Origin of the sequence: Campylobacter sp. BCW_6467 (assembly GCF_001762855.1) — a bacterium.
GTDB lineage: Bacteria > Campylobacterota > Campylobacteria > Campylobacterales > Campylobacteraceae > Campylobacter_D > Campylobacter_D jejuni.
In genome coordinates this window covers 5262-6511 of the sequence record NZ_MJXP01000044.1, presented here as the reverse complement: position 1 = coordinate 6511, position 1250 = coordinate 5262, and the positions used below count along the sequence as shown (strand labels likewise).

At 28.9% G+C, this 1250-nt stretch carries 1 protein-coding gene; it reads right to left on the bottom strand.

What is annotated here, in order from left to right; translation table 11 throughout:
* Window positions 1–1250 (bottom strand): Cj0814 family flagellar-dependent secreted protein (locus tag AJ888_RS06385; protein ID WP_070296203.1); only part of this gene is annotated, 1250 nt, incomplete at both ends.

The window sequence follows — 1250 nt, the reverse complement described above, 5'->3', positions numbered from 1 at the left end:
TATTATTTACAAAAGAATTTATACTTTCATTACTTGCTTTCCAACCATTAGCTTTTGCTTGATTAAACTGATTATCAAACCAAGCTCCACCATAGCCTATGCTTGTATTTTGCCAAGCAACTCCTTTTTCCATTGCATAAATACCTGCATCAAGCCAACCATCTTGTGCATAGCCTTTTAATAAACTTGCAAAATCAACTTTACCTGTCATAATGTCATCGAAATCTACATTAGAGTATTTTGGAATACTTTGTTTGGCAACATTAAGATTATAATTCATTGCTTGCGGTGCAATAGTTGTATTTTTTCCTGCAACCATATAACCACCTTCTGATTTTAAAAAACTCATAAACAAAGCTTCTTTAGAATAACTTCCATCTTCATTTTGTGGATAAACTGACATATCAGGATTAAATCCACCTTCCATTAAAGCTCCTTGTGATAAACTTTGAGTTGATATATTTAATTTTTGCGGATAAAAATCAATACCCATCATTCCCATTTGTATTGCTTGAGCTTCATGAAATTCATCATCTGTTTTAAAAACATTAGTTACTTTTGTGTTAGAATGATTAACTAGTCCTAATGCATTATAAGGATTGGATTGATCTGAAAAATCTAAACCTTTATAGCCAACAGAAATATAACCCTTGGGCATAGAATTTATATCCGCTTCAGTGAAACTTGTTTTATTGGTATCGTTAAAAGTATGATTAACAATTTGATTAAATTGATTATAGTATTGTTTTATGGTATCAGCCATATCGATATTGCTAAAATAGCGAGAAATTCCTAGCTGTTCTTTTATGTCTTGATATTGTGCTTCATTAAAGTTATATATCTCATCCAAAGTAGATTTATGTATCTTAAAATCTTCAGGCAATCCTGCAGCTTTATTAAAATCACTTCCCATATAACCATCTTTATCTACACTATAACCATAGGCTGTATTAGTAGAAGTATTGCTTATATCTGCTTGTTTATATTTTAGAGTATAAATAGAGTTTTTAAATTCACTAGATATATCATAATTAGGAGAATTTGTCTTACTACTTATACTAAAATTAGTATTATTGCTAGTATTTGTTGTATTAGTAGAATTTAATACTTCACTTCTTGCTAGAGTTTGTGAATTTGCATTTTGAATTTCATTTAACTTACTAGCATTTTGTTTTAAAAAAGCATTAGCAAAACTTATTTTAGAATTTTCTTTACTTTCTTTATTAGCTTTTGCTTGTGAAAGTATAGAA